We start from the raw sequence: 8,099 nt of genomic DNA on the forward strand, positions 1-8,099 counted from the left end.
ATTACAGCAGGTTGAGCTGCTGCATGGCGTTGCGAATGCGCTCGCGGGTCGCTTCCGACAGTGGCATCACCGGCAGGCGACACTCTTCGCTGCAGAAACCGAGCAGGGAAGCGGCATATTTGGCACCGGCCGGGCTCGGCTCGGCAAACATCGCCTGATGAAGCGGAATCAGCTTGTCTTGCAGCTCACGCGCTTCTTGCCACTTGCCAGCCAGCGTGAGGTTCTGCACTTCGGCCACCAGCTTGGGCGCCACGTTGGCGGTCACAGAGATACAGCCCTGACCACCGCCGATGTTGTAGGCCACAGCCGTGGCATCTTCACCGGATAGCCAGGCGAAAGGCTTTTTGATCAGCTGGCGTTCGGTCCAGGGGCGTGCCAGATCGCCGGTGGCATCTTTCACCCCGGCAATGCGCGGCAGCTCGGCCAGACGGGCCAGGGTCGCCGGTTGCACGTCAACGATGGCGCGCGGCGGAATGTTGTAGACGATGATCGGCTTGGCGGTGGCATCGTGTACCGCCTTGAAGTGGTGGTAGAGCCCCTCCTGATTGGGACGGTTGTAGTAACCGGCCACATGCAGGGTGGCATCGGCCCCCACCCGCTCGGCATGGAGGGTGTACTCGATGGCTTCGACCGGATTGTTGGAGCCCGCTCCGGCAATCACCGGAATACGGCCAGCGACCTGTTTGACCACCAGCTCCACCACCCGGCAGTGCTCGTCGTGGGTCAGGGTCGGACTTTCCCCCGTGGTACCCACCGGCACAATGCCGTGAGTGCCCTGTTCGATATGCCACTCCACCAGACGCAGCAGCGCTTCTTCATCCAGCTTTCCCTGTCGAAACGGGGTGATCAACGCAACGATTGAACCTTGAAACATGGGATCTCCTTCTCCTAAATGACGCGCATATGGCAATAAAAAACCCCGGTACGATGTGCGCAACCGGGGTTTGAAGCTTCTCAGGGATGAGAGGTTACGCGCGAACGTCGGCAGGCCCGAATTTCAGGCTTTTTTTGTGCTTTCGTTTCAACCCGTTGAACCGCATTTCGTCATCTCTGGTCAAAAAATGGTGTCTGGGCATATTTCGGGAACACGGCATAAATGTCAAGGCGAAAGGGGCTATGTATAATGGCCGCCCAAAATTGCGTGGAGAGACCCGATGAGCAGCCCTATCAGTGCCGTCAGCCAGATGCTGGAACGAAACCAAGCCCTCTTTGTCGGCAAGCGGCTACTTGTCTGCGGCGCGCTGGAGGATGACTACCCCCGCCAACTGGCGAGCCTGGCCCAGACCCTGACCGTCTTTACCACCGATTACTGCTACTACCGCAGCCAGCAGGCCGCCCTCGGCGAGGCTATTCTGTTCGACCACCAGCTTGGTGGCGTCCCTCGCTTCGATGCCCTGTTGCTGCTGATGCCCAAGGCCAAGGCCGAGGCACAATATCTGCTGGCCATGATGACCCCCTTGCTGGAATCGGGTGCCGATCTGTTCCTCGCCGGTGAAAACCGCGGCGGCATCAATAGCGCCGACAAGCTGCTGGCCCCCTATGGCGAAAAGCCGATCAAGCGCGATTCGGCCCGCCGCTGCTCCCTCTATCATGGTGAGCTCTGCAAACCGGTCGCCCCGTTCGATCTGGATAGCTGGTTTGGCCGCTATCAGTGCAAGGCGGGTGATACCGAGCTGACCGTGCTGGCGCTGCCCGGCGTCTTCAGCGCCGCCGAGCTGGACCTCGGCACCCAGATGCTGCTGGCCGCCGTGCCGCCGATGACGGGCGAATTGCTCGATTTCGGTTGTGGCGCCGGGGTGATTGGGTCTGTGCTGGCCAAGCGCAATCCGGCTCTGCGGGTCAACATGGTGGATATCAGCGCGCTGGCGCTCGAATCGAGCCGCCGCACCCTGGCGATCAACGGTCTGAAGGGCAAGGTCACCGCTTCCGATGTCTATTCGGATGTCTCCACCCGTTTCCAACACATCGTCTCCAACCCGCCATTCCATGCGGGTCTCAAAACCTTCTATGCGGCAACCGAGCAGTTCCTGGCCAAGGCGCCGGAATTTTTGCTGCCAAATGGTTCGCTGACCATTGTTGCCAACGCCTTCTTGCGCTACCAGCCTATACTGGAGACACACTTCAAACGGACTGAAGTGATCAGCAGTGATGCCAAATTCAAGGTCTATCTGAGCAAAATGTAAATAAGTGTAAGCAGCACAAGAAAACAGCTAGAGAGCGCCATCCGGCATCTGATAAGGTATTAAGCACACGATAAAAACCACCCCTTTAGGGGTGTTTTTATACCGAACATTGAAAACCTTTTCATGTTGTTAATTCAGGGAGAGAAATACGATGGCAGGCATTTTGACCATGATCCTGGCTGGTGGCGAAGGTACTCGCCTGCAGCCTCTGACCACCACCCGCAGCAAGCCTTCCGTCCCCTTCGGTGGCAGCTACCGGCTAATCGACTTTGTCCTCAACAACTTCGTCAACGCCGACTTTCTGCGCATCTATGTACTGACCCAATTCAAATCTCAGTCCCTCTACCTGCACATGAAGAAGGGCTGGAATATCGTCGGCATCACCGACCGCTTTATCGATCCCATCCCGGCCCAGATGCGAATGGGCAAACGCTGGTATGACGGCACCGCCGATGCCATCTACCAGAATCTCGGCTTTATCGAGCGGGCCGAACCGGATCACGTCTGCATCTTCGGCTCCGACCACATCTACAAGATGGATGTGAGCCAGATGGTCACCTTCCACAAGCAGAAGAACGCCGCCATGACGGTCGCGGCACTTCGCATGCCCATCGAAGAGGCGAGCGCCTTCGGGGTGATAGAGGTAGATACCGAAGGGCGGATGATCGGCTTTCAGGAAAAGCCGAAGCAGCCCAAGCACATTCCCGGCGATCCGACCCAGGCGCTGGTCTCCATGGGCAACTACATATTCGAGACCGATGCCCTCTGCCGCGAGTTGAAACGGGATGCCGCCGAAGAGAACTCCAGCCACGACTTTGGCAAGGATGTGATCCCGAGCCTCTACCCACGTGCCCCCGTCTATGTCTATGACTACAGCACCAACGTCATCCCCGGCGAGAAACCGCACGTCTACTGGCGGGATGTGGGCACCCTCGACTCTTATTGGCAAGCGCACATGGACCTGGTGGCCGACAATCCCCCCTTCTCCCTCTATAACCGCAAGTGGCCCCTGCACACCCACTATCCGGCGCTGCCGCCTGCTACCTTCATCGACAGCGACGAGTGCAAGGTGAAGATCGCCAACTCGCTGATCTCCGCCGGTTGCTTCATTCAGGGCAGCCAGATCCAGCGATCCATCCTTGGTTTCCGCTGCAATATCGGCGCGTGCAGCCATATCAGTGAATCCGTGCTGCTGGGGGATGTGAAGATTGGTGAAGGGTGCTCCATCCGGCGCGCCATCATTGATAAAAACGTTGAAATTGCGCCAGGCACCGTTATCGGTGAAAATCTGGACCACGATAGAGAGCGATTTACCGTATCCGAAGGCGGTATCGTGGTGGTACCTAAGGGAGCAAGAGTTGGCTATTAACCCACTGAAAATCCTGTTTGTTGCCTCGGAAGTTGAGGGGCTGGTCAAGACCGGGGGCCTGGCCGATGTCGCCAGAGCCCTGCCGATGTACCTGGCCCAGAAGGGACATGATGTCAGGATCATGCTGCCCTTCTACAAGACGATAAAGCGACGGGATGAGGCCAGACTGGTGGCATCACGCTGGTTGCCAACCCACCCCGGGCTGCCGGATATCGGTTATCGCATCTACCAGATGGAGCTGGATGGCGTCTGCGTCTATCTGCTCGACTGCCCGCAATATTTCGATCGTCCCCAGCTCTACGCCGAGAACAATCAGGCCTATCCGGATAATGGCGAGCGCTTTGCCTTCTTCTCGGCCGCTGCCCTCCATGCCTGCGAGCAGCTCGGCTTTGCTCCGGATATCGCCCACTGCAATGACTGGCACACCGGCCTGCTGCCACTGCTGCTGAAAACCCGTCACGCCCACAACCCCTTCTTCCAGCAAACCCGCAGCGTGATCAGCATTCACAATGCGGCGTTTCAGGGGGTGTTTGGCCGCGAGCAGTTCTGGGCCATGCCCGAGATCGCCGACTACGAACGCCGCATCAACTACGACTACGGCCACGTCAATCTACTCAAATGCGGGGTGCTCTACGCCGACAAGATCAATGCGGTCAGCCCCAACTATGCCCAGGAGCTGCTGACTCACCTTGGCGCCCACGGCATGGCGCATATCTTCCAGCAACGGGCGGCGGATCTCTGCGGCATCCTCAATGGCTGCGACTACAAGGACTGGGATCCGGAGTTCGACGAATTCCTGCCTGCGACCTACAGCATCGACAACATGGCTGGCAAACAGATCTGCAAACAGAGCCTGCAACAGGAGGCGGGGCTGGCCGTGGCGGACTTGCCCATCTACGGCATGGTTTGCCGCCTGACCGAGCAGAAGGGCGTTCCCCTGCTGCTCCCTGCGCTGGAGAAATTCCTCCACCATCAGGTACAAGTGGTGATCGTCGGCTCTGGCGATCCTGCGCTCGCCACGCAACTGCAAACCATCGCCCGGGATTATCCGGGCAAGCTCGCCTTCATCAACACCTATGACGATCGGCTGGCTCATCTGGTCGAAGCCGGTGCCGACTTCTTCCTGATGCCCTCTCTGTTCGAGCCTTGCGGCCTCAACCAGATGTACAGTCTCGCCTATGGCACCCTGCCACTGGTGCGGGCCGTGGGTGGTCTGAAAGATACCGTGGTGGATTGGGATGCAGATCCCGAGCATGCCACCGGCTTCTGCTTCAACGATCCGACTGCCGCTATCCTGCTCGATACCATGCGCCGCAGCCTGCTCTATTTCCTGCAGGACAAAGAGCGTTTTGCCAAGGTGCAGCGCAATGCCATGAGCACCCGCTTCAACTGGCCTGACTCAGTCACCCAGTATGAACGGATGTATCAGAGCGCATTGGGCCGTTACTGAACGCCAAACGTCAGCTGATTGCTGAAGTTTTGTACCCTTGGCGCCACTTTGGGCGTCAACAGCGAAAAAAGTCCCCTTTGGCTGTTGACGCTCCCCCAAAACTCTATAGAATCCCCCTCCGCAGTGATGCGAAGGTGGCGGAATTGGTAGACGCGCTAGCTTCAGGTGTTAGTGTCCCACGGATGTGAGGGTTCGAGTCCCTCTCTTCGCACCAATACTGCCATGCTGATTCAGCAGCATGTAAATCCAACTAGAAAACCCGAATGTGCGAAGGTGGCGGAATTGGTAGACGCGCTAGCTTCAGGTGTTAGTGCCCCCCGGGTGTGAGGGTTCGAGTCCCTCTCTTCGCACCATGCTTCTCCAGACAGCATGTAAATCAAAACTGGTATCACAATGTGCGAAGGTGGCGGAATTGGTAGACGCGCTAGCTTCAGGTGTTAGTGTCCCACGGATGTGAGGGTTCGAGTCCCTCTCTTCGCACCATGCTTTATCCAGACAGCATGTAAATCCAGACTGGAAACCCGAATGTGCGAAGGTGGCGGAATTGGTAGACGCGCTAGCTTCAGGTGTTAGTGCCCCCCGGGTGTGAGGGTTCGAGTCCCTCTCTTCGCACCATGCTTCTGACATGTAAACACAGAGCAATGCGCTCCAACCGCATTTAAAAACCAGCTGGAGAAAATTAGTGTGCGAAGGTGGCGGAATTGGTAGACGCGCTAGCTTCAGGTGTTAGTGTCCCACGGATGTGAGGGTTCGAGTCCCTCTCTTCGCACCATTCATTACGCAAAAGGCCCATCACGAAAGTGATGGGCCTTTTGTTTTTACTCCTTGTTATGGCTATGCTTTTGACGACTCACCGCTCATCGTCATGCCAAGGAACGCATATGATACTGGATACCGACATTCACAACTTTTACGAACATCTGGTGCTCAAGGAAATTGAGAAACAGGGGCTGCAGCAAAAGCTAAACAGCGATCAGATGGCCGATCTCTGCTGCCTCACCCTCAACCAGCTTCCGGCCCACTATATTCGCCACAATGTCGACATGATCTACTTCCTGACCGACGCCAAGCGCACCGAAATGGAGAAGCTGGTGGTCGAATCGCTCAAGGTGGCACAGCAGAAGATCAAGCAGGCCCCCGTCAAAAGCTCATAACCAGGGCTGCTGCCAGAGCAGGGTAACGATACCGGTCAACCCGGCCACTGGCAGCAAGATCAAGGCGGGCCGCAATCCGGGCTCCAGTATCACCCAGGCAGCCAGCAGAAAACCGGCACTCCAGATGCCGTACTCTTTATCCTGACCCCATGCGAGTACGGCCACCGCCACCAGCAACATCATACCCCGCAATATCCAGCGCATTGTTTTCTCCCCAATCAACAATTGATAATAATTATCATCTTCATCTGGTGGGGATGCAAGTGGCGTCACGGGCAAGCTTCGTATGTGGCCCTTTGTGTCAACAGGCCGCTCAAAAACGGGTTATGAGATCAACTAATTTGTGATTTTTTCAATCAAATGTGCATTTTTGCCAATTTGATGGGGCTTTAACCCGCCGGGTTTGTGGTAGATTGCGGCCTCTTTTTGGGTTGCCTCCTCGGGATCGATGTATCCACAGGACGAGAGGGAGTGACCTTGGCGAGCAAGAGTTTAGGAAGTATCTATGCAAAACCAACAAAACCACATCCGACTACCGGGCATGGCACAGGTGTTTGCCTGTCTGGCCATTTTCCTGGCCCTGGCATTCTCGTTCACCAGCGTGCTCGATCTGCCGATCCAGCTGGCGCTGTTCATCGCCTGGTTCGTCATCATGGGGCTTGGCATCAAACTCGGCCACGATTACAAATCCCTGGAGCAGGCTGCCGTTGACGGCGTTGCCAAGGGGATGGGGGCCATCCTGATCCTGGTCTCCGTCGGTGCTCTGGTCGGCACCTGGATTGCTGGCGGCATAGTCCCCAGCATCATCTACTTCGGCCTCAAGGTGATTCACCCGTCCATCTTCCTGCTGGCAACCTTGATCATCTGCTCCCTGACCTCGCTGGCCACCGGCACTTCCTGGGGCTCTGCCGCCACGGCCGGCATCGCCATGATGGGGATCGGCCACAGCCTCGGCGTGCCTGCGCCGCTGGTAGCCGGTGCCGTGCTCTCCGGCGTCTACTTCGGTGACAAGCTCTCTCCGCTCTCCGACTCAGTAGTGCTGGCTTCGACCATGTCCAACGTCGACGTGGTGGAGCATATCAAGGGGATGCTGCCCATCAGCCTGCTCTCCTATGTCATCACCGCCGTGCTGTTCACCGTGGTGGGCATGCAATATTCGGGCAACGTCAGTCTGGAGCAGGTCAATCTGGTGATGGAGGCCCTCGACAACCAGTTCAACATCACCCCGCTGGCCATCGTGCCGGTGGTACTGGTGCTGGGCCTGTTGGCCAATCGCAAGCCCGCCTTCCCGGTGATCAGCTTCGGCGCCCTGTTGGGCCTGATCTGGGCCATCGCCTTCCAGGGCATGGATCCGGTGAAAGCAATGCACTCGGCTTATAGTCCGTTTGCCATCACCTCCGGCATCGACTTTATCGACAACATTCTCGGTCGCGGCGGCATGGAGTCCATGCTGGGCTCGGTCGCGGTCATCATCTTCGGTCTCGGGTTTGGCGGCCTGCTGGAGAAGGTCGGTATTCTGGAAGTGATCGCCAGCGCCTTCGAGAAGCGCATCAATAGCGTCGGCAGCCTGACCAGCCACACCATCGGCACCGCGTTTCTGGCCAACGTGTTTGGCTCAGCCATGTATGTGTCGCTGATCCTGACCCCCAAGATCATGGCCAAAAACTACGACCGACTGGGACTGGCGCGCAAGAACCTCTCTCGCAACGCCGAGTTTGGCGGCACCCTCACCTGCGGTATGGTGCCCTGGAGCGACAACGGCATCTTCATGGCCGGAGTGCTGGGGGTGGCAACCCTCGACTACCTGCCTTACATGTGGCTGAGCTTCACCTGCATCATTGTGACCATCACCCTCGCCTACATGGGCAAGGCAGTGAACCGGATCCCGCTGGTCGCGGCGGCAAGCTCCCGCTAAGCCATCCTGAAACAACAAAGGCGCCACC

7 protein-coding genes and 5 tRNA genes are annotated in these 8,099 nt (G+C 57.7%); 10 read left to right on the forward strand and 2 right to left on the reverse strand.

Annotated elements, in window-relative coordinates:
* Nucleotide 1: 1 nt before the first annotated feature.
* Nucleotides 2-874, reverse strand: a complete 873-nt coding sequence (dapA, locus tag AB5Y82_RS20395; protein WP_159142952.1) for a 4-hydroxy-tetrahydrodipicolinate synthase — start codon at nt 872-874, stop codon at nt 2-4.
* 280 nt (nt 875-1,154) lie between these two features.
* Between dapA and rsmC the strand changes: the two genes are divergently transcribed.
* The 9 genes from rsmC to AB5Y82_RS20440 all read left to right on the forward strand — a co-directional run bounded on the left by rsmC (nt 1,155) and on the right by AB5Y82_RS20440 (nt 6,156).
* Nucleotides 1,155-2,183 carry a 16S rRNA (guanine(1207)-N(2))-methyltransferase RsmC gene (rsmC, locus tag AB5Y82_RS20400; RefSeq protein ID WP_159142951.1) on the forward strand — a complete coding sequence of 343 codons (1,029 nt, stop codon included), beginning with the start codon at nt 1,155-1,157 and terminating at the stop codon, nt 2,181-2,183.
* A 151-nt stretch (nt 2,184-2,334) separates the two neighbouring features.
* Nucleotides 2,335-3,552 carry a glucose-1-phosphate adenylyltransferase gene (glgC, locus tag AB5Y82_RS20405; protein ID WP_005340236.1) on the forward strand — a complete coding sequence of 406 codons (1,218 nt, stop codon included), beginning with the start codon at nt 2,335-2,337 and terminating at the stop codon, nt 3,550-3,552.
* The gene (gene glgA, locus AB5Y82_RS20410) at nt 3,542-5,002 is read left to right on the forward strand and encodes a glycogen synthase GlgA (RefSeq protein ID WP_111901757.1); all 1,461 of its coding nucleotides are present in this window, start codon (nt 3,542-3,544) and stop codon (nt 5,000-5,002) included. The genes glgC and glgA overlap by 11 nt, the downstream gene beginning before the upstream one ends.
* Nucleotides 5,003-5,130: 128 nt before the next feature.
* Nucleotides 5,131-5,216 (forward strand) — tRNA-Leu (locus AB5Y82_RS20415).
* A gap of 53 nt (nt 5,217-5,269) precedes the next feature.
* Nucleotides 5,270-5,355 (forward strand) — tRNA-Leu (locus tag AB5Y82_RS20420).
* Between the two features lie 44 nt (nt 5,356-5,399).
* Nucleotides 5,400-5,485, forward strand: a tRNA-Leu gene (locus AB5Y82_RS20425).
* A gap of 46 nt (nt 5,486-5,531) precedes the next feature.
* Nucleotides 5,532-5,617, forward strand: a tRNA-Leu gene (locus AB5Y82_RS20430).
* Between the two features lie 71 nt (nt 5,618-5,688).
* Nucleotides 5,689-5,774, forward strand: a tRNA-Leu gene (locus AB5Y82_RS20435).
* 109 nt (nt 5,775-5,883) lie between these two features.
* The gene (locus AB5Y82_RS20440; RefSeq protein ID WP_005343036.1) at nt 5,884-6,156 is read left to right on the forward strand and encodes a late competence development ComFB family protein; all 273 of its coding nucleotides are present in this window, start codon (nt 5,884-5,886) and stop codon (nt 6,154-6,156) included.
* On the opposite strand, the gene AB5Y82_RS20445 is transcribed toward AB5Y82_RS20440, so the two are convergent.
* Nucleotides 6,151-6,360, reverse strand: coding sequence for a hypothetical protein (locus tag AB5Y82_RS20445; RefSeq protein ID WP_088870233.1), 210 nt, complete (start codon nt 6,358-6,360; stop codon nt 6,151-6,153). The genes AB5Y82_RS20440 and AB5Y82_RS20445 overlap by 6 nt on opposite strands.
* Nucleotides 6,361-6,661: 301 nt before the next feature.
* Between AB5Y82_RS20445 and nhaC the strand changes: the two genes are divergently transcribed.
* Nucleotides 6,662-8,071 carry a Na+/H+ antiporter NhaC gene (gene nhaC, locus AB5Y82_RS20450; protein ID WP_005357819.1) on the forward strand — a complete coding sequence of 470 codons (1,410 nt, stop codon included), beginning with the start codon at nt 6,662-6,664 and terminating at the stop codon, nt 8,069-8,071.
* Nucleotides 8,072-8,099: the final 28 nt, after the last annotated feature.

Source organism: Aeromonas sp. s13 (assembly GCF_040907905.1).
Taxonomy (GTDB): domain Bacteria; phylum Pseudomonadota; class Gammaproteobacteria; order Enterobacterales; family Aeromonadaceae; genus Aeromonas; species Aeromonas veronii.

Bases quoted from the DNA above. Each gene is read 5' to 3' on its own strand.
- dapA (WP_159142952.1), bottom strand. From the start codon at position 874: ATGTTTCAAGGTTCAATCGTTGCGTTGATCACCCCGTTTCGACAGGGA.
- rsmC (WP_159142951.1), top strand. From the start codon at position 1,155: ATGAGCAGCCCTATCAGTGCCGTCAGCCAGATGCTGGAACGAAACCAA.
- glgC (WP_005340236.1), top strand. From the start codon at position 2,335: ATGGCAGGCATTTTGACCATGATCCTGGCTGGTGGCGAAGGTACTCGC.
- AB5Y82_RS20440 (WP_005343036.1), top strand. From the start codon at position 5,884: ATGATACTGGATACCGACATTCACAACTTTTACGAACATCTGGTGCTC.
- AB5Y82_RS20445 (WP_088870233.1), bottom strand. From the start codon at position 6,360: ATGCGCTGGATATTGCGGGGTATGATGTTGCTGGTGGCGGTGGCCGTA.
- nhaC (WP_005357819.1), top strand. From the start codon at position 6,662: ATGCAAAACCAACAAAACCACATCCGACTACCGGGCATGGCACAGGTG.